The following is a 25,969-nucleotide window of genomic DNA, read 5'->3' as shown; positions in this document are numbered from 1 at the left end:
ATGGAGACACGTTATCCCGGATCATACTGACGGTCTTGCGAAAACATGCTGCTGTGGAATGGGTGGGCAGCGCAGCCGCAGCACAATACCTTGGAAGTGCGCGGCCGTTGCCCACATCCAGGCTAGCCAGCTCGTGGGATGCATGCAAAATTGCTTGAACCCGCAAGGAACATGCTGGAAGTACAGTTCAGAGCAAGAGGTCCAAACACTATATTGATTTTTGCTGATGACCCGGATGCCATTTCATTGAACCAGCGTCGTGCAAAGTAAATTCAGCCCGAGGTCACGCGCTAGAAGCGATGGCGTATGCCCAGTTGCAATGAATTCCCATCCTGGCCACGCTGTGAAGTGGAACCGCCGAAATAGCCACTGCCGCCGAGCGCGAATTGCGCCGCTCCCTGATTGACGACATGGGCCACCACTGCGTACACATCAGTCCGCTTGGACAGGAAGTGGTCGTAGCCAAGCCCGAACAAGGTTGCATCGCCATTGCTTGCCAGTTTGTCGTTGACATGGCTGATGCCGGCCATGACGCGGCCCGCGCCCAGCATGTATTGCACGCCAGCGGAGTACAGATCGCCATTCAGGCGCAGGTTCGAAAACAGCGTAGCGGCGTCCCCAGGCACGCTCAGTCCCGGCGCCAAGGCCCTGGCGAATGCGTTGTAGTCGTTCTTCATACGATGGAAGCCCGCGAATATTTTGGCGTCTCCCACTGTGTAATAGCCGCCCGCAGTGAGCGTCGTCAACGCCTGGTTGCCAACCTGGTCTTGCTCCCGGTTGTATCCAACACCAACTTCCAGGCCATGGCCTTTGTAACGCAAACTGCCGCCGGCAAAGCGCCTGGCAAGGTTGAGCGATCCGGTATTGTTGAAGCCATACATGGCGGTCGCACCCACGCCATTTGGCAACTGCAAACGATATTGCAGGGCCTGATTGGCTCGCAGCGCGATCCCCGGCGTGAACACGCCTGGCGTGCCCGGCACGAGGTTGAGCCAGGTGCCGGACGTCCCCAGTTCAAACACGTCGCTGAGCGCAAATATTTCCACGCCTGGCGTGTATTGCCGGCCCAACAACACCATGCCATAGGGAGTCCCGAGTCCGACAAACGCCTGCCTGTCGAACAGGGCGCCGGCCGAATTGATCACGTTGACCGGCAACCGTGCTTTGACAAACGCATTTCCCGCGGCGCTGAGGCCCTCGGTGATGTTCTGGTTGGCGTTGCTCGACAGCAGGCCGTTCTGCTGCGTGCCATTGTCCAATTCGATGCGCGCCTCCAGCGTGAACAGGGCCCGGTATCCGCCACCCAGGTCTTCATTCCCCCTGAAGCCGAGACGGGAACCCTCGGCAAGGCCGCTGGTCAAGTTGATTTTGTGGCCGTTGCCGAAGTTCGACACCTGAACTCCCGCATCGGCCAGGCCATACATCACCACATTCGATTGCGCCAGGGCGGGCGCCACGCTGATGGCGGCGAGCAGACTTGCCAATAATGGCTTTTTCATTTCAGTCTCCGTATTTTTATATATCGTGGATCCGCCATCGCGCTCTGGAAAGGCGATACCGATTGGCATTCTTACGCGGCACGATTGTCCGGTCTTGCGTTAACCTGCTGGCTTCCAGGGCGCAGTCGCAAAGGCAGGCGACATTGTCATCCTGTGCGGCATTTACAAGTAGGCTGCTTGTCCTGGCCCGCCATCGCGGGCCAGAACGTGCGCCCGCCGACGGGCGACGCAGCTTAGAGTTCGTCCCCAAGCAAGTGTGGCGGCAGCACCGTTTGCGGCACGGGCGGTGGCCATTTTTGGGTTTCCCAGCAAAACTTGAAGTAATCCACGATCGACATCTTTATTTTCCTGATAATTAACTAATCGACTAATCAAGCAATCGCCCCAGCCATTGCGGCCGGCGTGTCGTCTTGCGGCGGACCTTCTTCGGCCCAGCCGACGGCGTGGCGGATCTGTTCCAGAGACGGCAACGGTTCGGGATGAACCCTGCGCCGCGCCATCCACGCCCGCATCAGCTGGCGGATTCGATCGTTATCCATGACGGACTCCATGGCCGAACACCGGATTTCCCGTTCGGCCGCACTGTTTGATTAAATGACCCTGGCCTCGTTGCGGAGCTTGTCGAGCAAGGAGGCGACGTCGGGGCTCGTCCTCTCACTCGCTGGCGCTCTGCCTGGCCAGCGCCGCGCCGGCCGCTTCCAGCGGCGGCTTCACACTTTCGAGCGCACCGCCGCCGTCGCACGGAATCAAGGCGCCGGAAATATAGCCGGCATAGGGCGAGCCGAGGAACAACACCAGGTTAGCGATATCGTCCAGCGTGCCGATGCGTTTCAGCGGGACCGCGGCAAGAGCCCTGGCGCGCTGTTGCTCATCGCTGGCCATCAGCTTGCGGAACCCCTCGGTACCGTCGATCGGGCCCGGGGAAACCGAATTGATGCGGATGCCTTCGGCCCCCCATTCCAGCGCCAGCGTGCGCGTCAACTGATCGACCCCCGCCTTGGCCGCGCCCGCGTGCGCTTGGTAGCGCATCGGGATAAACGATTGGGGCGCGGTGATGTTGATCACCGCGGCCCCCGGCTTGCGCAGGTGGCGGTATGCCTGGCGCAAGACGTGGAACGAACCCACCAGGTCGATGTCGATCACCACCCGGAATCCGTTGGCCGACATGTCTTTCGCTTCGCACAGGAAGTTCCCGGCCGCGCCGGACACCAGCACGTCGATCGCGCCCAGCCGTTCCACCGCCTGGTCCAGGGCCTTGCCGACCGCGTCGAAATCGCGCACGTCGGCGCAGGCGCCAAACACGGGCGCACCGTATTTCCGCAATTCCCCGCAAGCGTTATCCACGTTTTCCCGCTTGCGGCTGGCCACCGTCACGGCGGCGCCCTGCCGGGCAAACGCCTGGGCAATGCCGAAATTGATGCCTGTGGTTCCGCCAAACACGACGACATGTTTGCCGCTAAAGTCAAAATCAAGTTGCACAGCCCTCTCCCCATCTCATATTGATCGTCCGTATTTTCAGAGCGTCGCGGCCAGCGCGCGCGGGACCGGCACCGGCAAGTCCAGCAGCATTTGCGCCATGCCCTTGCCCAGCGGATCCATGCGCATCGATGCCGTACCGCCGCCGTCCAGCGCGTCGTGCAGCAGGAAATTGCAGGCGTTCAGGCCGGGCACCAGGAAGCGCTGCACCCGTCCCGACATCAGGTGGGCAAAATATTCCCTGACCACGGCCGGCGTGACCTGTTCCAGGATGAGCGGCAGGTATTCCGGCTTGCGGGCAATCACGCCGATATTGGAGATATTGCCCTTGTCGCCGCTGCGCGCAAACGCCAGCTTGACCAGCGGCACGTGCACGGCATCCGCCAATGCGGGAGCTTGCGTCGATTCGGGCTCGTTCGTGACGGCCTGCGCCTGGTGGCCGCCGTCCAGGGCGATCGCCACCGGGCTTGCCTCTCCATCCATCACGATGCGGACCGGAACCTGCGCTTTCGACAGCGTAAACGCGAATTGCTTGATCAGCGGCGAGGCGGATGGACGGGCCAGCGCCGGTCCGGTGGTGCCCGGCGCCCACGACGTGCCGGCCGGCGCGATTTCCCTCGCGAAGATGTCCAGCGCTGGTTTCAGCGGGTGATTGACCGCGACGCGCATCATCACTTCACGCGCCTGGGAGGTGCGCGCATGCGGCCCGTACAGGCTTTCCGCCCCGATCACCTCGACATGCGTCGCCGTGTAGTCCGACAACCCGGCTTTCTCGAACATGGCGCGGGTACGCTCGATGATTGCATACCCGGTGCGCTTTGCCTTGGCCACCGCATCAATGCCCACAATGACCATCGTGCCGCTGCAGCGGTAGCCATCCATGTAGGTGGCGGACACCTTGTATGAGCCGGTCGGCGCCAATCCGCGCGCGCCGGCAACCGCGACGCGGTTTTCACCTTCCTGGGTCACGCGCACCTGGCGGAAATCGCACACCACGTCCGGCAGGATATAGGCGCCGGGATCGCCGATTTCATACAGGATCTGTTCCGCGACGGCGGCCACGATCACGCTGCCGCCGGTGTCCTTCGGCTTGGTGACCACGATGCCGCCGTCGGCGCGGCATTCGATCACGGGATAGCCGATATTGGCCCAGTCGGGTACGTCTTCCCAGTCGGTATGCAATCCGCCGGTAGCCTGGCATCCGCATTCGATGATATGGCCGGCCAGGCTGCCGGCCGCCAGCAAGTCGTAATCGGTTTCGCGCCAGCCGAATTCATGGATCAGGGGTCCCAGCGTGACCGCGCTGTCGACGCAGCGCCCCGTGATCACCACGTCGGCCCCGGCGCGCAGGGCTTGCGCCACCGGGAACGCGCCGAGGTAGGCGTTCGCGCTCAGGATGCGCTCCGGCAGCTCGGCGCCTGTGAACATATCCGTCTGGCCGGCCTCGCGCAACGCCGGCAGCAGCGCACTCACGTCATCGCCTTCGACCACGGCGATTTTCAGGTCCACGCCCATGTCCCGGGCAAGGCGCGCCAGCGCATCGGCGCAGCCTCGCGGGTTGATGCCGCCCGCGTTGGTGACCACCTTGATACCGCGCCGCGCCACCTCCGCCAGCACACTCCTCATGGCGACATCGACGAAATCGGTCGCGTAGCCGAGTTCCGGCTTCTTGCCGCGCGCGGACGCGAGGATGGCCATGGTCAATTCAGCCAGGTAGTCGAACACCAGGTAATCGATTTCCCCGCCTTGCACCAATTGCGGCGCGCCCACCGAACTGTCGCCCCAAAATCCGGACGCCCCGCCGATCCGCACCACCTTGTCGATTGCAGCAGTCATAGCATTCCCATCAACGGCCGGTCCATACCGGCTTGCGTTTTTCATTAAAGGCGGCCAGCCCTTCCCTGCCATCCTCGGTCTGCGGCAGCAGCGCGATCTGGCTTTCCGTAAAGGCGATGCCTTCGTCGAACGACATGGATGCCAGCGCGCGCATGGCGTACTTGCCTCGCCGGATGGCGGTCGGCGATTTATCCGTGACGCGGTCCAGCAGCCAGCCGGTGCGGACGTCGAGTTCACCATTCGGCACAACGTAATTGACCAGCCCGTGCGCCAGCGCGGTGGCGGCATCGAATGGTTCGCCGGTAAAGCACCACTCCCGGACGATGCGCTGCGGCGCCAGGCCTTGCAGCAGGCTCAGCACCTGCATGGGGAACACCCCGACCTTGACTTCCGGCAGCCCGAACAGCGCCGTGTCGGCGGCGACCGCCATGTCCGCCATGCACAGCAAGCCCATGCCGCCGGCCAGACAAGCCCCATTGACGCGCGCCACGATGGGCAGCGTGGCATTCCTGGCTTGCCGCAGCATGTCCGCGTAGGGTGTGCTGGGCCGGGCATAGTCGAACGCAAAGCCCTTACCCGGCTGCAGGTCGGCGCCCGCGCAGAAAGCCTTGTCGCCGCTGCCGGTCAGCACGATCGCCCGCACTTCCGGATCGCGATGGGCACAGGCGAGCCCCTCGCCTATGCCATCGATCACGTCCTGGTTGATCGCATTGCGTTTATCCGGCCGGTTCAGGGTGATCCAGTACGCCGATCCCCGTTTTTCCAGCAGCACTGCCGCATTGTCCATTTGTCTCTCCCTCACCGATTCAATATTCGTTGCTCAGCCGTTCGCCGCCGCGAGTTGCGCCGCTTCGGCGCCAGCTTCGATTTCCGCCACCACGCGGTGCGCCGTCACCTGGTCACCCAGCGCGACATGCAGCGCCGTGACGCGTCCCCCAAGCGGCGCCGCGTGGACGTGCTCCATCTTCATCGCGTCCAGCGTGACCACCGGCTGGCCGGCCTTGACCATGTCGCCCGCCGCCACATGCACCGCCACCACGCGGCCGTTCATCGCGGCGCGGATCCTGCCATCGCCTTCGCCGCCGCCCTGGCGCGCCTGCGCCACATGGGTCGTGTCCTGGATGCGGTACGCGCTGCCCCGGTACTGCAGCAACAGGCCGTTGCCGCTGCGCGCGAACACCATGCTTTCCACCAGGCCATTGCAGGAAATGCGCGCACGTCCGGCGTCCAGTTCCAGCAACTGCAAGTCGAAGACATATTCGCCGGCTTCCACCGCATAGCGGCCGTCACCCAGGTTGCGCAGGCCGGCGACGCACTCGCCGCCGCCAGCGTCGAAGCGGAATCCAATAGGCAGGCGGTGCGTGATGGCGCTTGCATGCGCTCCCGCCGGCGCGCTGGCGGTGGCGTACAGCAAGGCCACCGCCAATGCATGCGCCCGCGCGTCGCCGGCCTTATCGGCCTGCAACAGGGCGGCGCCGTGATCACCGATAAAGGCGGTGGTCGCGCCTCCGGCCGCGAACACCGGGTGCTTCAGGCAACTGGCGAGGAATTGCTGGTTGGTTTTCACGCCCAGCGCCACGGTGTCTTCCAGCGCCGCCAGCAGCTTGCGGCGCGCCTCGTCGCGCGTGGCGCCATAGCCGATCAACTTGGCGATCATGGAATCGTAGTAGGGGGAAATTTCAGCGCCTGATTCCAGCCCATGTTCCGCCCGGATGGTGCCCGGCATACGCCACAGGTTCATGGTGCCGCTTTGCGGCATAAAGCCCGCGCCCGGGTCTTCCGCGCACAGGCGCACTTCGATGGCGTGGCCCTGCAGGCGGATGTCTTCCTGGGAAACCGGCAGTGCCTCGCCAGCGGCAACGCGCAACTGCAACTCGACCAGGTCCAGGCCGGTGATGGCTTCCGTCACAGGGTGCTCGACCTGCAGGCGGGTATTCATTTCCATGAAATAGAAATTCCCGTCGGTGTCGAGCAGGAATTCCAGCGTACCCGCGCCCTCATAGCGGATTGCCTTCACCGCCGTGACCGCGGTCGCGCCCATGCGCGCGCGCAACGCGGCGTCGACCGCTGGCGATGGCGCCTCTTCCACGACTTTCTGGTGGCGGCGCTGCACCGAGCAATCCCGTTCGCCAAGGTGGATGGCGTTGCCATGGCGGTCGGCAAACACCTGGATCTCGATGTGGCGCGGATTGACGATGGCGCGTTCGAGGATCACTTCCGGATTGCCAAACGCGCTTTGCGCTTCGGATTTCGCACTACGCAGCGCGGCCAGGAAATCGTCCGGGCGGGCCACCAGGCGCATGCCGCGCCCGCCGCCACCAGCGGTCGCCTTGATCATGACCGGATAGCCGGTCCTATCCGCTTCCGCGCGCAGGCGTTCTTCGCTCTGGTCGTCGCCCTGGTAGCCGGGAATGCAGGGTACGCCGGCCTCAATCATCAGTTTTTTGGCGCCGGCCTTGTTACCCATCGCGACAATGGCTTCCGGCGACGGGCCGATGAACACCAGTCCCGCGTCGCGGCACGCCTGGGCGAAATCTGCGTTTTCAGCGAGGAAGCCGTAACCGGGATGGACCGCGTCCGCGCCGCTGACGCGCGCCGCCTCGATGATGGACGGGATGTTCAGGTAAGACTGGGCCGGCAGCGCCGCGCCGATGTACACCGCCTGATCCGCTTCGCGCGCATGGCGGCTCGCACGGTCCGCCGCGGAAAAAACGGCGACGGTGCGGTATCCCATGGCTTTGGCGGTACGCATGACGCGCAGCGCGATTTCGCCCCGGTTGGCGATCAAAATCTTGTGGTATGGGGAAGAGGTAGTCATGGTAGGTTGGATTCGTTTTCCTGGTGATGCATCAGTTAATCTCAGGGACGGGCCACGGAAAACTGCATCGCATGCGGTTCGCGCTGCTGCGCCTCGCGGCAAATCGACAGCACGTACGACAGGATCGAGCGCGTGTCGCGCGGATCGATGACGCCGTCATCCAGTACATGGGCGCTGGTGGTAAATACGTCCATCTGGCGGTCGAAATTATCGACAATCTTGCGGCGCAGCGATTCGAGCTTGCCATGATCGACCTCGCCCTTGCGCTTCATGGCCGCTTCCGTCACGATCACCATGGTTTGCGCCGCCTGCTCGCCGCCCATGACCGCGGTCTTGGCGTTTGGCCAGGAGAAGCAAAAGCGCGGATGGAAGCCGCGTCCACACATGCCGTAATTGCCGGCGCCGAACGACGCCCCGCAATAGATCGTAATCTGCGGCACGGTGGCATTGGTGACCGCCTGGATCATCTTGGAACCGTGCTTGATGCTGCCGGCTTCCTCGTACGCGCGGCCAACCATGAAGCCGGTGGTGTTGTTGAGGTACAGGATAGGCACCTGCGCCTGGCAGCACGCCTGGATGAAATGGGTCGCCTTGGTCGCGCCGGCCGGATCGATCGGCCCATTGTTGGTGATGATGCCGATCGGGTGCCCGTCCAGCATGGCGTGGCCGCACACGGTGGCCGAACCGTAGCGGGCGCCGAATTCCAGGAAATCGGAATCGTCAACGATACGCGCGATGATTTCCTTCATGTCCACCGGACGCTTGTGGTCCATGGCCATGATGCCGAGCAATTCTTCAGCATCGTAGCGCGGCAGCTTGGCGCCATGCGGCGCTGCTATCGCCGACAAGCCACGGTTCCACTCGATCTTTGCCATGATCTCGCGCGCGATGCGCAAGGCGTCGCGGTCATCTTCAGCGAGGTAGTCCCCCAGGCCGGATATGCCGGTGTGCATTTCCGCGCCGCCCAGCTCTTCTTCGGTGGCGACTTCCCCGGTCGCGGCCCTGAGCAGCGGCGGCCCGGCCAGGAAGGCGCGCGAGCGTCCCCGCACCATGATGATGTAGTCGGACAAGCCGGTCTGGTAGGCGCCGCCCGCGGTGGACGAACCATGCGTCACGGTCACCACCGGCAAGCCGGCCGCCGACAAACGGGCCAGGTTGCGGAACAGGTTACCGCCCCGTACGAATTCCTCAACGCGGTAAGCCATCAGGTTGGCGCCCGCGCTTTCGACCAGCTGGATATAGGGCAGTTTGTTTTCCAGCGCCAGTTCCTGCGCGCGCAACTGTTTGTCGAGCCCTTTGGGCTGCAAGGCGCCGGCGTCGATGCCGGAGTCCGAAGCGCACACCATGCAGCGCACGCCGGACACATAGCCGATCCCGGCGATGACTCCGCCGCCCGCCACGCTACTGTCGGGATCAGCGTTGTCCATGCAATACCCGGCCAAGGTCGACAGTTCCAGGAACGGCGCACCATGGTCGAGCAGCAGCGACAGCCGTTCGCGCGGGAGCAGCTGCGCGCGCTTTTCAAAGCGCGCTTTCGACGCGGCGGAAGCGCGGCGGGTGCGCTCTTCGAGGTCGCGCACTTTTCCCAGCAGGGACAGCATACCGGTCCGGTTGGACTGGAAGGTCTCGCTACCGGTGGAAATATTGGTTTCTATGATAGCCATGTTTTATCTGATGTAAGTGGGCCGGAGAGCAAGCGTGATACGCGCAATGCGCATCGCGCGGCGTATCTGTAAGGTACCCCCAGAGGGGGGATGCGTCTTGCGTAAAGTGGCTGGTGGCCAGGCCGCAAGACGCCAGGGAGCCGGCAGTCAGGCGCGCAGCCGGACGCGGAATTTGCGCAGCATGGCGGCTGGCTGGTAGGAGCGCTTGGTTTGCCGGAAGTTCGGCAGGCCGAGGTCTTGTTCGAAGTTGAGCCAGCGCAGGTCGCTGTTGGCCGCGCAATAGTGATGGAACATGTACTGGTAAATACCCTTATACCGGTCGTCGCCCTTGGCGAAACGCATGACGGCAACCGAAGGCGTGAACGGCTGGGCGAGCAGGAAACCGGCCGGGAGTCCGTCCGCATAGTAGACCAGGCCATCCAAGCCGAAGTGGCGGCGTAGCGCGAGGGCTTCGCGGCAGGCGCTGTCGTCGGCTTCGCCAGGCTGCTTTTGTTTGCCGCGCAGCCAGGCGTCCAGGATAGCCAGCGCGTCGGCCGCGGTGTCGTCCGTCAATGGCCGCGCGGTGACTTGGTGCGCCGCCAGTAGCTGTTGCATCAGGTTGCGTTTCTTGCGCAACAATTCACCGCGATAGCCGCGGAAGTTCTCCGCCGGATAAAAATAGTCGGCGTCGGCGGGCGAGTCATCCCAGCAAAACTTGTTTGCGTCCACTCCGTCAAGCGCCTGCGCCGGAATGGGGAACAGGCAATCATGCGATCCGAGGACGCCGGCAAGTTCCCGCCACGCCAGCAGGCGCGGGTCGAACAGCGGCAGGACATGGCGGGCGCCGTCATAAGTCACGCCGGCGACGCAAGGCAACGGCCCCGGAAAATAACGGTAATCGTGCGCGTGGCGAAACAAATACAGGTTGGAAAAGGCGTATTCCGACGGTGTTTGTTCGCCCCACGCGGCGCGCTGCGCGCGCATGCGGTCTTCGATTTCGCCGCGCAGCGCCAGCGTCAGAGGCAAGCCTTCCGTGTTCATCGCCCCTCGCCTTATGCCACGCCGGCAGCGACGCTGCCGAACCGCACGGTGCGCGTGCCGGGGGCGGGAGGCGCGGCTGGCGGTCCCGCGAAACATTGTGCGATGGCCATCCATTGCACGGCCGGCTCGCCACTGAGCTGCAATCCGGTATCCAGGACATTGCGGCGCTGCGTTACGACCAGACAAAAGTCTTCCGCGCTGCCGCGCACCGCGTTCCCGGCCGACACTTCGTTCCAGGTCCAGGTCTCGTTGCCGGGCGCACTCAGTTCGACATAGGGCGCCGGCCCCGGCATCGCCAGCTTGCGGTTGGAAAAAGTCCAGCCATAGGTGGTCGCGCCGATATGGGCGATGTGTTTGAGGCGATGGGTCGGGCGGCGCCGAACGCCCACGGCGTCAAACACATCCTGTCCATGCGCCCAGGTTTCCATCATGCGCGCCGTGGCGAATGAACGGGCGCTCATGGTGGGGCCATACCACGGCAAGCGCGCCCGGGAATCCAGCGCGGCCAGCGCCGCAACCAGCGCGGTGTACCGGGTACGCCAGTGCGCCAGCAGCGCGGCGCCGTCCATCACGCCATATTTTTCCCGCGCGATCGCGCTGAACTCGCGGCCCTTCCCCAGCTCCGCCATCAGCACGCGTGCATCGGCGGCGAACGCGTCGCCATCGGTGGCGGCCAGCAATCCGGTTTCATCGAAAAGGCACAGGTGCGCTATCTCATCCCAGGGCGTCCAGCCGAAGAACGCCGTGTCGATGCGCCATTGCGCAGGCGTCAGTTGCTCCGCCAGCGCGGCCAAGTCATTATATTCATCCAGCAAGTCGGTGCACACGTCTTCCATGTCATTCCTCGAATCGGTAAAAAAAAAGGGAGCGCTCCCGCCCCCTCAAAAAGGCCAACGCCTGGAGATTGGTGCCGCGCGCCTCAACTGACCAGCCGGTCTCGCCCCGCCCAATAGGGCTGCCGCAACACGCGTTTGAGCAGTTTTCCGGTCGGATTGCGCGGCAGCGCCTCGGCAAAGTCCACGGATTTCGGACACTTGTAATGGGCCAGCCGTTCGCGCGCAAAGCCGATCAATTCCGACTCCGTCAGCGCCCCGCCAGCGCGCACCACCACCGCCACTTTGACGGCTTCGCCCCAGGTCTCGTCGGGCACGGCAAACACCGCGCAGTCCGCAACGGCGGGATGCTGCATGACGACGTTCTCGACTTCGGCCGGATAGACATTTTCCCCGCCCGAGATGATCATGTCCTTGACCCGGTCATGGATGAACAGATAGCCATCCTTCAGATAGCCCGCATCGCCGGACCGGAACCATCCTCCCGCCGCCGTGCGCCCGGCCGGGAACGCTTCGGAGGTGGCTTCGGGATTGCGCCAGTACTCGCTGAAGTTCCTGATGGTTTCGATCCAGATTTCCCCCACCTCGCCGTCGGGCGCATCCCGCAGCGTGCCAGGGTCGACAATGCGCAGCCGCGCCCCGCCGACCGGCTGTCCGGCCGAACGCAGCAGATAGGACCGATCCCCGCCTGGCTGGTGGTCTTCCGGCCGCAGGAACGCGGCCGGTCCCGCCACTTCGGTGAGTCCATAGACCTGCAGGAAGCCGCACTGGAACATCCGCATCGCTTCCTGCAGCACACGCTCGCTGATGGGGGAGCCACCGTACGCGATCTGGCGCAGGCCCTGGTAGTCGCCATGCTCCACATTGGGCACATTCAGCATGAACTGCAACATGGCCGGCACGATAAAGGTATGGGTAATGCCGTCACGCCCGATGCTGTCGATGAACGCGGAAGCATCGAACTCTGGAAACGCGACCAGGCGTCCGCCCGCAAATAGCGGCAGCAGCATCATGGCCATGCCGGCCACATGGAAGGTCGGCAAGGGGTTGCCCAGAATGCAGGCGCCATCGAAGCGCCACTCGGCGGCACAGGTAATGCATGTCGATAACAATGCCCGATGGGACAGCACCACGCCTTTTGGCAAACCGGTCGTACCCGACGAATAGAGCTGCAGCGCCGCGTCGCCAGGACCGGCGGGCGCCGCCTCCAGGCGGTCGTCCGCCGCACCATACCAGGCATCGAAACCCGGTATCGCGCCATTCCCCCTTTCCGTACAGACAGTTTGCAGCACGCCAGGCAATTTTGCCTGCTGGACCAACGGCAGGAACGACGCATCCGCCATGAGGAAGCGTGCCTCGCCGTTGTTCACGATATATTCGAATTCCTGCGCTGAAAGACGCCAGTTCACGGGCATACACACCGCACCGATTTTGCATGCCGCCAGCGACAGCATCAGGCATTCGACATGATGTTTGGTCAGGCATGCAACGCGGTCGCCCGGGCGGATACCCAGGCCGAGCAGCGCATTGCCAACGCGGTTGACGCGCCGCTCCAACGCGCCAAAACTGTAGCCGCGGTCGCTGGCGCCGCACGCCACCGTGTCCGGCTGCCTGGCCGCATGATGGGGCAGGATATCGTTCAAAGTCTGGAAGTTCACCGCTATCTCGCTTGTTCCGCTTAAACGATCTCGAACAGGCCGGCGGCGCCCATGCCGCCCCCCACGCACATGCCGATGACGGCATATTTCACGTTCCTGCGCTTGCCTTCAAGCAGGGCATGGCCGACCAGGCGCGCTCCGGTCATGCCATAGGGATGGCCGATGGAAATTCCGCCACCGTTGACGTTGTATTTATCCGGATCGATGCCCAGCTGATCGCGGCAGTACAACACCTGGCATGCGAATGCCTCGTTCAATTCCCACAAGCCGATGTCGTCCACTGTCAGGCCATGTCGCCGGAGCAGCTTAGGGATGGCATAGACTGGGCCTATGCCCATTTCCTCCGGCGCACAGCCAGCCACCGCCATGCCCCGGTAAATCCCCAGCGGGTTCAGGCCCTTGCGCTCAGCCATGCGGCGCTCCATCACGACACAAGCCGACGCGCCATCCGACAACTGGCTGGCGTTCCCGCCCGTAATGCAGCCCCCTTCCATCACCGGTTTGATTCCCCGCAGGCTTTCGAGCGTAGTCTCGGGGCGGTTCCCTTCATCCCGTGCCACTGTCACGGACTTGTAGGACACTTCACCGGTTTCCTTGTCCTGGATGGCCATATTGGCGCCGATCGGAACGATTTCGTTGTCAAACCTTCCTTGCTGCTGCGCCAGCGCAGTGCGTTGTTGCGATACCAGCGCGTAGGCGTCCTGCGCGTCGCGGGATATACCGTATTTCCTGGCCACGAATTCCGCCGTCATCAGCATCGGCATGTAGGCTTGCGCGGCTTTTTGCACGACCATCGGGTCGGCTTCGGCGGCCGCCCACTCCATATAACGGGTCTGCACCGCGGAGATATTTTCATGGCCGCCCGCCACCACAACCTGCATGCCATCGACGATGATTTGTTTCGCCGCGGTCGCGATCGCCATCAGGCCGGACGAACACTGGCGGTCCATGGTCTGTCCCGGCACGCTGACCGGCAAGCCGGCCGCGATGCCCGCGTGACGGGCCAGGTTCATGCCGGCGGTGCCAGCCGACAGGACCGTCCCGATCACCAGGTCGTCGACTTCGGCGCCGTCGATGCCGGCCCGCTGGACCGCGTGATGGATCGCATGCCCCAGCAAGGTGGGGGACTTGATATTGTTCAGCGCCCCTCGGTAGGCGCGGCCAATCGGCGTGCGCGCCGTGGCGACGATGACGGCTTCATTCATGTTGTTGGCTCCTCACTTGGGCTTCGTTGTTTTGACAAGCGCGCGACCCGCACTCTCAAGACATCAGGCTAGCAGTTGAGGTGGCTACAATCTTGTGCAAATTGGCTGCAAGGCGGCCGGCTGCTTACGCCTCGACCAGCTTGAGCAGCATGTCGCGAAATTCCGGCGCGCTATAGCGGCCCGATGAACGGAACCACGTCATCGCCCCCATCAGCGCACCATGCAGGATGCGAGCGGCCGCGTCGACGGGAACACGCAAAGGAACCAGTTGGGCGTGGGACTCCAGCGCATCGATCCAGATGCCGTTGTAGCGCGCCCGCAAGCGGGTAAATTCCGCCTTGAGCGGCGCCGGCACCTCCCGCCACTCGAACACCAGCACTGCCAGATAATCCTTCTTGATATCGCTGACCATCCACTCAAGTTCGATATCGATGATCTGCCGCAGGCGCCCGGCCGGGTCATCCGTCCCGCGCGCCACATCCTCGGCGCGCAGGCACAGGCCGAGCGCGGCCTCACGCATGATCTCGAGCAGCATGTCCTCCTTCGAGCGGAAGTGATAGAACAGGCTCCCCGACAGGATGCCGACCGCATCGGCGATATGCCGCACCGTCGTGCCCTGATAGCCGCGCTCGTGGAACAGGCTGGCCGCGGCGTGCAGGATGCGCTCACGCGGAATGATGGTGTCCGCCGCCTGCTTGCCGCGCTTGCGGGGCGTTGCGGCCTTGGCCACAGGCTTCGGTTCGACCGCCGGCACCGTGAGGTCGCTTTGCATGGTCAAGCCGCAGCCACGGGTGCGGCGTCGTGGCAGATCACGGCCAGGCGGCGCGAACCCGCCAGGATATCCTTGGGCGTCAGGCCCCAGTACCTGCGGACTGTATGGCTGAAGTGCGAAGAATCCGGATATCCGATGTCCAGGGCGACATCGGTCAGGCTGGAAGCCGTGTTGACATACCACAGGAAACTGCGGGCACGCTTCCATGCGCGGAAGCTGCGGAACGTGGTGCCGACCTCCTCCCGGAACAGGTGCAGGAAGCGGGAAAACGACAAATCCACCATTTTTGCGCATTCTTCCGCGCCGATCAGGCCACACGGATCCTGCCCGATACGGTCCACCACCGCCGCCATACGCGCATCGAGCTTGCGGGACGCGAGTTCCCGCCCGAGGAAGTAGCCGTCAAAATTCCCCTGCGCCGTGGCGATGCTCACCTGCTTGCCGCACAGCGCACGGAACGCGCCGCGAACCCGCTCCAGGCCAGGCACACATTGATTCGCATCCAGGCTGGGTTGCAGCCAGCGCGGCAGCGCGGCCAGCGCGACGGTTTCCGTCTCCAGCAGGAGCACGCCGATCATGCGGTCGCTGGTGGTGATGCGATGTTGCGTGTCGGGAGCGACCACGTACATTTCCGCGCTTTCCCATGGGCGATCACCAATCTGTATCTGGAATGGCGCGCTCAGCGAAACATAGACCGTCAGCGAACCAAATTCCCGCGTTTGCGGACGCCCCAGCAAACCGATATACGCTACCCGCCCGCGCGTCATCAACATTATCCGGTCTCCCCGCTCGCCGGTTATCCCCATTGTTTGCGAACCATCCAGCCGTTCTTCCCTCGCCATGTCGTTCTCCTCGCATCGGACCGTGGCGCAAGCGCCACGGGCGCGATTTTATTCGTCCGCCGCTACGTGGGCGAATCCCTGTTCTTATCAGACAGATTGGCACAGGCCGGCCAACAAAGCAAGCGCTTGGTTGATTGAATTATGCAATGGCGGCCGCCGCCCGCATCAATCCTAGTCACTCCCCGCGCAAAACCGACTTCTGGATCTTCCCTGCGGGCGTGGTCGGCAGCGCGTCGCGGAACACCACTTGCCGGGGCACTTTATAGTCGGCCAGGCGCTGCTTGCAGTAGTCGACAATCTCCTGCTCGACCAGGCTGGAACCCGGCTTCCTCACAACGTAATACCGGCCCACTTCACCCAGTACCGGGTCTGGCACGCCGATGCCCGCCACCAGCAGCACGCCGGGATGGGTGCAAATCACGCTTTCCGTTTCCGCCGGATAGACATTGAATCCGCCTTGGATATACATATCCTTGGAGCGCCCCAGCAGGTACACATAGCCGCGCGCATCGACATACCCGAGATCGCCCGTATGCAGCCATCCTTCACCATCGAATGTGCCGCCGTCGCGGCGCGTATCGACATAGCCCCCGACGACACCCAGTCCGCGCACCCACAGCTCGCCCGGCTCGCCGGGTTGTGCCGTATTGCCGTCCGTCAAAACGATTCTGATTTCGGCGCCTGCCAGCGGCTTGCCGATCGAACGCAGCAGTTCATCGCGCTGCGCGTCCCATGGCGTCATAACGACCGCGCCGGACGTTTCCGTTAAGCCATACAGGTTCATCAGGCGCGCATTGGGCGCTTTTTCCCCAAGCTTGCCCAGCAAGGTCTGGTCCGCGTTGGCGCCGCCGCTGAAAATCAGCCGAACCCGTTGCAGGTCGACCTCGTCAATACGGGGATGCATCATCAGCAGGGTCAACATGGTGGGAACGCCGCTGATCACGGTGGGGGGATTGCGGGACATCATCTCAAGCACCGTCTCGGCTTTGAATACGGGTACCATTTCGCAGCACCCGCCGCCAATCAGGAACGTCAGTATGCCGCACGTGATGCCGCCGACGTGGTTGAGAGGGTTGGCAAGCTGGATCAGGTCATCCGGCGCCGCCATGATGTGGCGCGCCTGCGCCTGGGCCGCCAACAATGCCGAGCGATGCGACAAGCCCACTCCCTTGGGTTGGCCGGTGGTGCCTGAGGTGTAGATGATCATCAGCATATCGTCCGGATCGACCGGGGCCATGGCTGCTGGCACGGATGCCGGCGCCGACCTTGTCCATGCCGCCGCCCCGTCCAGGCCGGCCTGGAACGCCAGTGCCTCCGCCCCCCCGGGCGCGCCGGCGAACAGGTGGTGGCGAAGGCGCGGCAGCTTGTCGCGGCGGCCGGCAAAATACGCCTTGTAATCGAAACCGCCATATTCGGCCAGCGCAATCACCGCGCTTGCCCCGCTGTCTTCCAGCATGTAATCCAGTTCGGTTTCCCGGTAACGCACATTCATTCCAACGATGACGGCGCCCATGCGCGCGGCGGCGAAAAACGCGACCACCCATTCGATCTGGTTCAGCGCAATCACGGCGATGCGCTCGCCTTTTCCTATCCCCATGCCGGCAAGCCGGTTTGCCAGTGCGGTAGCGGCCGCATCGACATCGCTGAATGAATAGTTGTTCCCGCTGTCGATATACGCGGTCGTGTCCCCGTAATGGGCGAATGCCATCGCTACCAGTTCCCCTACCGTGGCAGCCGCGACGGCATTGCTATTGGCGCCCGACGGCACAGGTGCGTTGGCGTTGTTGTTCATGATTCAAGTCTCCTGTTGGATTTTTAGGTGTTTCCGAAAATAAAATGGCGGCAAGGACAGCGAACTACTCCCCCCGTTTCGCGGCTATCGCACTGCCTGCGCGGCTGCCCACCTGGCGGCCAAGATGTCGTGAAATGTAGCGGCCGGCATCGACCACCTGGTCCAGGTCTATTCCCGTATGCACGCCCAGCCCATGCATCATGTACAGCACGTCCTCGGTTGCGACGTTGCCCGTGGCCCCCTTCGCATAATTCGGGCGCCACGAATTTCATGACTTTCCGCACGTGGCGCGGCGTCCCGGCGTCCGGCTCGCACAGCCGGTCATGCGCCAGCGCATATTCACTGATTTCATCCAGTTGTCCCGAATGACGGTCCCCGGACGTCGTCGATATGGCGCAGCCAGTTGTCGGCCAGGCCGGGGCGGCGACCGGCCAGCGCGAGTCCCACGCCTGTCGCCAGTCCAGGGATGGGTTCACGATGCGGCGACGATAACCCGGCCTGCGCGGCACGTCTTGCGCAAACTTGCTGCGCATGAAAACGACGGGCACCACCCGGGGCCCTGCCAGCCACTTTCCGCAAGATCGCGCCTGTACGCGGCGCTACCATCGCTCGACAAACTACCAAAGTGGACTATGCCAACATGAACCAGCCAACACCCTATCCTTTCCTGTTCTCCCCTCTTGACCTCGGATTTACCCGTTTGAAAAATCGCGCCATCATGGGCTCGATGCACACGGGTCTGGAAGAAGCCGAGGACGGTTTCACGCGCATGGCGGCCTACTACGCGGAGCGTGCGCGCGGCGGCGTCGGCATGATCATTACCGGCGGCATTTCGCCCAACGCCGAAGGCGGCATGCAAGTCCACCAGGACGTGACCGCGTCGCAGCACCGCATCGTGACCGACGCCGTGCACGCCGCCGCACCCGATGTGAAAATCTGCCTGCAAATCCTGCATATGGGTTCGCTCGCCCATACGCCCGCCAGTGTGGCGCCGTCTGCGATCAAGTCACGCATTGGCGCCTACAGGCCGCGCGAACTGGACCAGGCTGGAATCGACAAGCAATTGAACGATTTCGCCAACTGCGCCTTGGCGGCCCAACAAGCCGGCTACGACGGCGTGGAAATCATCGGCTCGGCTGGCTACCTGCTGTCCGCCTTCCTGCTTGAACGAACCAACCGGCGCACCGATCAATGGGGCGGCAATTTTGACAACCGTATGCGCTTTCCCGTCGAAGTGGTGCGACGCGTGCGCGCCGCGGTCGGTTCGAACTTTATCGTGATATTCCGCGTTCCCGCGATGGATATGCTGGAAGACGGCATGTCACGGGAGGAAGTGGTGCAGCTTGCCCAGGCAGTCGAAGCAGCCGGCGTGAATATCGTCAGCACGCATTTCTGCTGGCATGAAGCGCCGGTGCCAACCATCGCAACCATGGTGCCGCGCGCGGCCTTTACCCAGGTCACCGGCAAGCTGCGGCAATCGCTGTCGGTGCCGGTGATTGCCAGCAACCGCATTAACATGCCGGACGTGGCGGAAGCCGTGCTGGCGCGCGGCGATGCCGACCTGGTCTCGATGGCCCGCCCCATGTTGGCCGACCCGGAAATTATCCTCAAAGCCCAACAGGGGCGCGAAGACGAAATCAACACTTGTATCGGATGCAACCAGGCCTGCCTGGACCATGCCTTTAACGGCTCGCAGCAGGTAAGCTGCCTGGTCAACCCCCGCGCCTGTCATGAAACAGAGTTGAACTACACACCGGTCACCCAGCCTAAAAAACTCGCGGTCATCGGCGCCGGTCCGTCGGGCCTGGCTTTTGCAACAATCGCGGCGCAGCGCGGCCACCAGGTCACATTATTTGAAGCGGCCGGCGAGATCGGGGGCCAGTTCAACCTGGCCAAGCGCATTCCCGGCAAAGAGGAATTCCATGAAACCCTGCGCTATTTCCGCAAGATGGTCGAGCTCCATGGGGTCGATTTGCGCCTGAACACCATGGTCAGCGCGGAGTCCATCAAGGCCATGGGGTTCGACGAAGTGGTCGTGGCCACCGGCATCGAGCCGCGCGTGCCGGCACTGGATGGCATCGGCCATTCCTCGGTGGTGAGCTATATCGATGCGATCCTTGGGAAGCGGCCGATCGGCAAGCGCGTGGCGGTCATGGGCGCCGGTGGAATCGGGTTCGACGTGGCGGAATTGATTTCCCATAGCGGTCCATCCGCCTCGCTGGACGTCCAACTCTTTGCCCGGGAATGGGGTATCGACTTTAACGGCCATCCGCGCGGCGGCGTGGCCGGCGTCAAACAGCGGGTGGCCGCCACGGACCGCACCATCTACCTGATGCAGCGCAAGGCGGAGAAAGTCGGCAATAACCTGGGGCGCACGACGGGATGGACGCACCGGCTCACATTGGCTCGCCGTGGTGTGCACATGGTCAACGGCGTCGAATATGTGAAGATCGACGATACCGGCCTGCACACCAGGATCCATGGTGAACCTAAGGTATTCGAAGTCGATACGGTCATCGTGTGCGCAGGCCAATTGCCACGCCGTGGCATTTACGACCAGCTTCGCGGCCAGGACGTACCCGTGACGGTGATCGGCGGCGCCTTCGAGGCGGGTGAACTGGATGCAAAGCGGGCCATTGACCAGGCGTCGCGGCTCGCGGCGGTTGTATAGCGTGCCTGCACCTGCACCTGTCCGCCAGTCGGAGAACGTCTTGAAAGACCTCGCGGTAAAACACACAGGTCTTTGAACGTTTGATCCCGGGCGGCCCGGTGGCCGGGCCGCCCGGATTAACCTCGTCGATGCGCGTGGCGTGGCGTCTTCGAGATCGGCGCAGGAAAAACAGATCTCACCGTCAGCAGGATTCCCGGCCAGGAATAGCGCGCGGGCGATACCAGAGCGGGTAATGTTTTTTCACGACATCACCTGTGGTATCGAGGGTGTGACAGCCGTCCAGGCTGAATGGTTTTTGGTCTTGCGGGACAGGCACTTCGCCAGCCAGCGTCTGCATCACCGCCGTGCCAATGCCGATCAGGAGCTCGGTCATGTGGGTACAGCCATTCAGGCTGCCGACAATTTGAAGCACACGCCGCCGAAATCCAGGACCCACCCGTATCCCAGCCAATTCCGCATAACGCCGGGTGATACTGCCGCACACGCCGTCATACGGCGAGGCGTCGGTCGAAGCCGCGGCCTCTTTGATTAAACCAGTGCCGTCGACGGTAATTCGCAACAGCATGCTGTGTATGGGTTCATTGGCCGCACGATGACCGCCCGGCCACGCTGCATTGTGCGGGCACACATCCACCAGATGCCCCTCGACGTCCCAATGGCCATCGCCACGCCGATAGCCCGTGAATGAAATGACGCGGGAATGAACGGGCACTCTGTCAGAAAATGAAACAGGTAATGGCAAGATAAGCACCTCCTACTGTTGTTGGCGTTGGTCCGGCTTTGCACCGGCACGGGTGGCGGCACGGCGCGCGTGCCGGTACTCCGGGTGGTGTAAAGGTTAGCAGCGTGCCTCGAGCGACGCTTGCGTGAAGTGGCTATCCCGCCGGCTCCGGAAATCAACGGCGAAGCTGAGGTTCAGAATATTTCCACCCGAAATACGACAGATACCGATAGCAAGCAGCGGGCAACCGGAACGAGCGCAGAACTCCAACCAAGTCGGCAAGCGCATCCAGGGCGAACGGCAAAATCGCACCGCCAACGATCGCCATGCACAGCAGCCCCGAGCCACGCCCGGAGCTCGCGCGGCACGGTCGCGAGCGCTTGCCGAAGGGCGCGGCACCCTCGACGGCATGCACGCCAACACGCAAATTCCCAAGGTGATCGGCTTCGCCCGGCTGCACGGACTCGCCGGACAGGCGCACTACCGGCAGGCTGCGCTCACCTTCTGGCGCACCGTGGCCGAGCAGCGCTCGTTTGCGACGGGCGGGCATGGCGACAACGAGCATTTCTTCCCGCCCACCGAGTTCGAGAAGCACCTGGCCTCGGTTTGGAGGTGGCACTGTGATCAGAACGAGGTAGCAATGAGCCGAATTGGGGCGTTTTGAGGCGAAATCAACGACTCGACAATGCTAAGCAGATCGTTAAGTCGTTGATTTCACTGGAGAATTCTGGAGGCGAGGATCGGAATCGAACCGACCTAGACGGCTTTGCAGGCCGTTTATGGCGTATATGAATCAATCACTTACGGGACCACCGCTCGCATCACCGCACAAGCAGTCTTTGATCTGACGGAACAAGGTCTACCTCATCTACTGGGGAACCTCAAATGATTCGTCTCGCCACCGTCATTGACACCTTCAAGGCCGACTTCCTGATGCAGTACCGGCACAAACTGAACGCGGACCACATGCGGGCCCTATCGGCCATGACGCGCTGCCGAACCCAGGCCAGCCTGAAAATGCGGGTCCAGTGCACGGGCTGCGAGCATCAGATTCTGTCCCTAAAAAGGTTCCTCAAGCTGACGGTGCCCGATTCCGACACCGCGAAGGCGCCGTATCACAGCAATCGCGTCAGTCCGACCGTCGTTGTCGACCTCGATACGGGATACCAGATCACAAGCAGTCTGACGCTGAGCGCCGGCGTGAAGAACCTGTTCGGAAGCGGATCAACGACCGCAAGCGCCAGTGGGCCGGCGTCAACTACGTCACCTGAGACATGCGCATTTCTGGCCGGGTCTATCTGGGCGCCCTGCGTGGCGGCATACAACAAGTCGGCAACCCTCAGTCGCACTCGCCTGGGAGATTTTCCTAAATTTGACGTGACAATTGGTGACTTTGGCAATTTCCAAGAACCTTGCATGGATGCACAATCAAATGGCAGGTGAAAACGATTTCAGCTTGGGGCGTGGTTTTTAAGGGCGAACTGGAATGTCGTTGTTGTAAAGAGGAAATTTCAAAACTTGGAGAGACGGTTATGCATGTAACGAAAACAATAATGGCACTGGCGGCAGGTCTGCTGATGATCCAGGGGGCCGCGGCCGAGAACTATCGCTGGAGCAATGTTGCAATGGGCAGCGGCGGGTTCGTCACGGGCGTCGTGGCCAGCAAGAGCGAGCGCGGCGTGGTGTACGCGCGCACCGACGTCGGCGGCGCCTACCGCTATGATGTCCAGAACGAGCGCTGGGTGGCGTTGAATGACTGGGTTTCCGAAAGCGACACTGGCCTGATGGGCGTGGAGTCGCTGGCGATCGACCCGCGCAACGCCGCCAATGTGTACATGCTGGCCGGTACCGAATACTCCAGCAATGGCAAGACCGCGATCCTGCGCTCGACCGACTACGGCAAGACCTTCACGGTCACCGACGTCACGGCCCAGTTCAAGGCGCACGGCAACGGCATGGGCCGCTCGAACGGTGAGCGCCTGCAGGTCGACCCGGGTTCGAGCAATGTGCTGTTCGTCGGCACCCGCCACAACGGCCTGTTCAAGAGCGTCGATTCCGGCGCGACCTGGAGCCGCGTGAACAGCCTGAACGTCAATGACACCCCGAACGGCAATGGCATCAGCTTCGTGCTGCTCGATCCGACCAGCGTCACCCAGGGCACGGCCAAGCGCATCTACGTCGGCGTGTCGCGCTACGGCTCGGTGGGACCGAACCTGTATTTCAGCAAGGACGGCGGCGTCACCTTCAACCCCGTCGCCGGCGCGCCGGCCGGCCTGATGCCGCAGCGCGCGGCGATCACCAACAAGGGCCGCCTGTACCTGACCTACGCCAACGGCGCCGGGCCGCACCCGCAGTCCGAAAGCGAGCCGATGAACACCGGCGCGCTGTGGGAATACAACACCGTCGGCGGCGCCTGGACCAACGTCACGCCGGCCGGCCGGACCCACCCCTTCGGCGGCATCAGCGTCGACCCGACCAACCCGAAGCGCCTGGTCGCCTCGACCGCCAACACCTTCTGGACCCAGAGCACACAGCCGAAAACCACTTACGGCGACCGCATCTTCACCTCGATCGATGCCGGCCGCACCTGGACCGACTTGATGGAACGCGGCATGAGCGTCGACGCCAACGGCATCGACTGGATCCATGACTCGATGATCCACTGGGCCGGCTCGATCGAGTTCGATCCCTTCGATCCGAAGAGCGCATGGGTCGTGTCGGGCAATGGCATGTTCAAGACAAGCGACATCGACGCAGCCAAGAGCGTGTGGAAGTTCGACGTGAAGGGCATGGAAGAGACCGGCGCCTACCAGGCCGAGAGCCTCCCGGACGGAAAGCTGATGTCGATCATCGGCGACTACGACGGCTTCATCCACACCGATCCGGCCCAGTACGTGCCACGCCACACCCCGGCGATGGGCTCGACCACCGGCATGGCGGTGGCGCCGCAAGCCACGCACGTGATGGCGCGGGTCGGCGAAGAGCTCTACACCTCGACCAACCAGGGGGCGAGCTGGGAAAAATCACCGACCAAAATGGCCAAGAGGGGCAACCTGGCCCTGTCGGCCGATGGCTTCGTGCTGCTGCATAGCCCGGAAAATTCGACCACCACCTACCGCTCGACCGATTTCGGCGCCAACTGGACTGCGGTCACCGGCCTGGCCGTGAACAATGCGCGCCCGGTGGCCGACGCGGTCAACCCGGCCAAGTTCTATGTCTACGACCGCAGCAGCGGGAAGCTTCTGGTGAGCCTCGACGGCGGCGTGTCGTTCAACGTCGCAGCCCAGCTGAACAGCGGCGGCTCGGACTTCGTGCGCGCCACGCCTGGCCTCGAGGGCGACCTGTGGATGTGCCTGGCCTCGAACGGGCTCTTCCACTCGACCGATTCGGGCGCCAGCTTCACCAAGGTGCCCAAGATCGCTTCTTGCGGCGCCGTGGGCCTGGGCAAGGCGGCGCCGGAAGCCAGCTATCCGTCTCTCTACATGTGGGGCTCGGTGGGCACCGCACGCGGCCTGTTGCGCTCGATCGACCAGGGTGTCAGCTGGGATCGCGTCAACGACGATGCCCATCAGTATGGCGGCAACATAGGCCGCTTTGTGACCGGAGACATGAACACCTACGGAACCGTCTACATGAGCACCAACGGCCGCGGTATCGCCTACGGCAAGATCGACCCGGCTGGCGACGTCCAGGTCGTGCCGCAAGTGTATGTGGCGCCTCCCAAACAGGCCGAATGCAAGTACGTCGTTACCGCTATGTGGGGTTACGGCGGCAACGCCGATGTACTCATCACCAACCAAAGCACCTCTGTCATCAGCGGCTGGACGGTGAACTGGACCTATGCCGACGACTCGAAAATCTATAACTACTGGGGTGGGAAAGTGACGGGCACCGCGCCGACCTTCACCGGGACCAACAGCGAAGTCTGGAACCACGACATCGCTCCGGGCCAGACGGTCGGGTTCGGCATTACGTTCGGCCAAGGTACGCCGAATCCTGGTCCGGTACCTGCTGTGACCGGCGACATCTGCAAATAAAAGCAATCGGAAAGATATTGTCATGAAAAAAATTCTCTGTGCATTCATCGCCAGCGCCAGCCTGATGCTGGCCGGCGCGGCCCATGCTGGTCCGGTCGGTTTCGAAGACGTGGCCACCGGCGGCGACTTCACCAGCTTGAGCGACCTGAACCCCTACGCAGGCCTGAACTGGAGTTCGGACTGGTATGCGGGCGACAACAGCATCGGCGGCTACGCGAACGCTGCCCATTCCGGCAACAATTTCGCTGTCAACGGCTTCGGCAGCGATGCCATGAGCGTGAGCAGCGCGACCGGCTTCAACTTCGCCGGCGCCTGGTTCGCCACTCCGGCAGGCGGCGGCGACAAGGCCGCCTGGATCAACATCAGCGGCTACGATGCCTTGAACCAGCTCATCGGCAGCACCGGCAATATCGCCATCGGCGACACCTACCAGTGGGTGGCGGCAGGCTTCAGCAATGTGGCGATGCTGACCATCACGCGCGACACCGGCTGGTATGCGATGGACGACTTCACCGTCACCGACGCCGTGTCGGTGCCGGTGCCGGCGACGCCGCTGCTGCTGGGGATCGGCCTGATCGCGATGAGGCTGGGCCGGCGCCTGAACCGCCGCGGCTAGCACGTCGCCACCATCGTCCCGGCGCAGGCCTTCCCCCCGCGCCGGGACGACGCCATTTTCAATGGAGAAAACGATGCCCCGAGCAATCAGGCCAGTTCCATTATCAATTTTCTTTATTCCATGAAAAACAGACTCAAGCTCATTTTCGCCCTCCTTGCTTTCCCAATTTCGGCCGCCGCTTTCGCGCAAGCTCAAAATCCATTGATTTTTGCCGATGTGCCGGACATGGCGATGATCAGGGTCGGTGGCAATTATTATATGAGCAGCACGACCATGCACATGAATCCGGGTGTGCCCATCATGAAGTCGACGGATCTCGTCAACTGGAAACTGATCAATTATGCGTATGACACTCTGGCCGATATGCCGGAGCTGAATTTGACGGATGGTCAAAACACCTACAGCAAGGGTACTTGGGCCAGCAGTCTGCGCTTCCATAAGGGTATGTATTACCTCACCACGTTTGCGCAGACCACCGGTGAAACCTATATTTTCAAAACGAAAGACAT

Annotated in this window: 21 protein-coding genes and 1 pseudogene; 6 read left to right on the top strand and 16 right to left on the bottom strand. The window is 62.9% G+C overall.

Translation table 11 applies throughout. From position 1 onward, the window contains the following. Positions 1–290: 290 nt before the first annotated feature. The 15 genes and pseudogenes from BM436_RS28465 to BM436_RS38085 all read right to left on the bottom strand — a co-directional run. Positions 291–1,499, bottom strand: a complete 1,209-nt coding sequence (locus BM436_RS28465; protein ID WP_229490815.1) for a porin — start codon at positions 1,497–1,499, stop codon at positions 291–293. A gap of 371 nt (positions 1,500–1,870) precedes the next feature. Continuing rightward, positions 1,871–2,038: a hypothetical protein gene (locus tag BM436_RS37265; protein WP_177307568.1), complete on the bottom strand. Its 168-nt coding sequence runs from the start codon at positions 2,036–2,038 to the stop codon at positions 1,871–1,873. A gap of 115 nt (positions 2,039–2,153) precedes the next feature. After that, a complete protein-coding gene (locus BM436_RS28460) occupies positions 2,154–2,978 on the bottom strand; it encodes an SDR family oxidoreductase (protein ID WP_093559148.1) in 825 nt (274 codons plus the stop codon). Positions 2,979–3,014: 36 nt separating this feature from the next. After that, positions 3,015–4,811 (bottom strand): acyclic terpene utilization AtuA family protein, encoded by a 1,797-nt coding sequence (locus tag BM436_RS28455; RefSeq protein ID WP_093559146.1) that lies wholly within the window; start codon positions 4,809–4,811, stop codon positions 3,015–3,017. 10 nt (positions 4,812–4,821) lie between these two features. Further along, on the bottom strand, positions 4,822–5,598 hold the full coding sequence (locus BM436_RS28450; RefSeq protein ID WP_093559144.1) for an enoyl-CoA hydratase/isomerase family protein: 777 nt from the start codon (positions 5,596–5,598) through the stop codon (positions 4,822–4,824). 33 nt (positions 5,599–5,631) lie between these two features. Next, entirely contained in the window at positions 5,632–7,629 is a 1,998-nt protein-coding gene (locus BM436_RS28445; RefSeq protein ID WP_093559142.1) for an acetyl/propionyl/methylcrotonyl-CoA carboxylase subunit alpha, read from the bottom strand. Positions 7,630–7,670: 41 nt separating this feature from the next. After that, positions 7,671–9,293 (bottom strand): acyl-CoA carboxylase subunit beta, encoded by a 1,623-nt coding sequence (locus BM436_RS28440; protein WP_093559140.1) that lies wholly within the window; start codon positions 9,291–9,293, stop codon positions 7,671–7,673. Between the two features lie 147 nt (positions 9,294–9,440). Then, complete coding sequence (locus BM436_RS28435) at positions 9,441–10,313, bottom strand: phosphatidylglycerol lysyltransferase domain-containing protein (protein ID WP_177307566.1); 873 nt, start codon at positions 10,311–10,313, stop codon at positions 9,441–9,443. 11 nt (positions 10,314–10,324) lie between these two features. Then, a complete protein-coding gene (locus BM436_RS28430; protein WP_093559136.1) occupies positions 10,325–11,149 on the bottom strand; it encodes a TIGR03084 family metal-binding protein in 825 nt (274 codons plus the stop codon). Between the two features lie 83 nt (positions 11,150–11,232). Next, complete coding sequence (locus tag BM436_RS28425) at positions 11,233–12,804, bottom strand: long-chain-fatty-acid--CoA ligase (protein ID WP_177307564.1); 1,572 nt, start codon at positions 12,802–12,804, stop codon at positions 11,233–11,235. 20 nt (positions 12,805–12,824) lie between these two features. Further along, on the bottom strand, positions 12,825–14,009 hold the full coding sequence (locus tag BM436_RS28420) for an acetyl-CoA C-acyltransferase (RefSeq protein ID WP_093559132.1): 1,185 nt from the start codon (positions 14,007–14,009) through the stop codon (positions 12,825–12,827). A gap of 124 nt (positions 14,010–14,133) precedes the next feature. Next, positions 14,134–14,781: a TetR/AcrR family transcriptional regulator gene (locus BM436_RS28415; protein WP_093559130.1), complete on the bottom strand. Its 648-nt coding sequence runs from the start codon at positions 14,779–14,781 to the stop codon at positions 14,134–14,136. A 2-nt stretch (positions 14,782–14,783) separates the two neighbouring features. Beyond that, a complete protein-coding gene (locus BM436_RS28410; protein WP_093559128.1) occupies positions 14,784–15,623 on the bottom strand; it encodes a helix-turn-helix transcriptional regulator in 840 nt (279 codons plus the stop codon). Positions 15,624–15,798: 175 nt separating this feature from the next. Next, positions 15,799–17,415 (bottom strand): class I adenylate-forming enzyme family protein, encoded by a 1,617-nt coding sequence (locus BM436_RS28405; RefSeq protein WP_229490813.1) that lies wholly within the window; start codon positions 17,413–17,415, stop codon positions 15,799–15,801. Between the two features lie 64 nt (positions 17,416–17,479). Next, positions 17,480–17,665 (bottom strand): annotated as a pseudogene (locus BM436_RS38085) (hydroxymethylglutaryl-CoA lyase); the annotation flags it as partial. A gap of 390 nt (positions 17,666–18,055) precedes the next feature. Here BM436_RS38085 and BM436_RS28395 point away from each other — a divergent pair. Continuing rightward, the gene (locus tag BM436_RS28395; RefSeq protein WP_093559124.1) at positions 18,056–20,086 is read left to right on the top strand and encodes an NADPH-dependent 2,4-dienoyl-CoA reductase; all 2,031 of its coding nucleotides are present in this window, start codon (positions 18,056–18,058) and stop codon (positions 20,084–20,086) included. Positions 20,087–20,267: 181 nt separating this feature from the next. Here BM436_RS28395 and BM436_RS28390 read toward each other — a convergent pair whose 3' ends face one another. Continuing rightward, positions 20,268–20,828: a DUF2889 domain-containing protein gene (locus BM436_RS28390; protein WP_177307562.1), complete on the bottom strand. Its 561-nt coding sequence runs from the start codon at positions 20,826–20,828 to the stop codon at positions 20,268–20,270. A 388-nt stretch (positions 20,829–21,216) separates the two neighbouring features. Here BM436_RS28390 and BM436_RS38075 point away from each other — a divergent pair, with 388 nt between their 5' ends. The 5 genes from BM436_RS38075 to BM436_RS28365 form a co-directional block, all read left to right on the top strand. Next, positions 21,217–21,471 carry a beta-L-arabinofuranosidase domain-containing protein gene (locus tag BM436_RS38075; protein WP_229490811.1) on the top strand — a complete coding sequence of 85 codons (255 nt, stop codon included), beginning with the start codon at positions 21,217–21,219 and terminating at the stop codon, positions 21,469–21,471. Between the two features lie 221 nt (positions 21,472–21,692). Then, positions 21,693–22,250: a TonB-dependent receptor gene (locus BM436_RS28380; protein WP_093559118.1), complete on the top strand. Its 558-nt coding sequence runs from the start codon at positions 21,693–21,695 to the stop codon at positions 22,248–22,250. A 110-nt stretch (positions 22,251–22,360) separates the two neighbouring features. Continuing rightward, positions 22,361–24,844, top strand: a complete 2,484-nt coding sequence (locus BM436_RS28375) for a cellulose binding domain-containing protein (protein WP_177307560.1) — start codon at positions 22,361–22,363, stop codon at positions 24,842–24,844. 22 nt (positions 24,845–24,866) lie between these two features. Next, complete coding sequence (locus BM436_RS28370; RefSeq protein WP_093559114.1) at positions 24,867–25,460, top strand: hypothetical protein; 594 nt, start codon at positions 24,867–24,869, stop codon at positions 25,458–25,460. 120 nt (positions 25,461–25,580) lie between these two features. After that, positions 25,581–25,969 (top strand): family 43 glycosylhydrolase (locus tag BM436_RS28365; protein WP_143133339.1); only part of this gene is annotated, 389 nt, incomplete at its 3' end.

Origin of the sequence: Pseudoduganella namucuonensis (genome assembly GCF_900116645.1) — a bacterium.
GTDB lineage: Bacteria > Pseudomonadota > Gammaproteobacteria > Burkholderiales > Burkholderiaceae_D > Rugamonas > Rugamonas namucuonensis.
This window is presented reverse-complemented; position numbering and strand designations above follow the sequence as displayed.